Below are 286 nucleotides of genomic sequence, written 5' to 3' on the forward strand. Positions count from 1 at the left end.
CCAGCCTGTGTTTTCTCCCCACCAATACATAGGGTTCATGTTGGGTAAACCTGGCTCGGTTTGAAAAGAAAACGGGGCACCCATGGCAAATGCTAACGTACCACCCAGCAGGCAACTAAGCGGTACGGCTAGCCAACGCTTACGAAAATGTTCCAATAAAGCGTATAAAATAATGGTGCAAAAGATCACGACAAAAGCAATATGGCTCATGCCTATTCCCTCAGCCCACGCGAACAGCTTCTTAACTTGTGAAGCGGTTCCAACAAAGCCGAGGTAGAGCAGTAAA

The 286-nt window shown here is 47.6% G+C and carries 1 protein-coding gene; it reads right to left on the reverse strand.

Features of this window, described 5'->3' with window-relative positions; translation table 11 throughout:
* A partial coding sequence (locus tag ACP45E_RS00880) for a DUF3360 family protein (RefSeq protein ID WP_141707162.1) occupies positions 1–286 on the reverse strand: 286 nt, incomplete at both ends.

The sequence above is a fragment of the Vibrio genomosp. F10 str. 9ZD137 genome (assembly GCF_049974785.1).
Classification (GTDB): domain Bacteria; phylum Pseudomonadota; class Gammaproteobacteria; order Enterobacterales; family Vibrionaceae; genus Vibrio.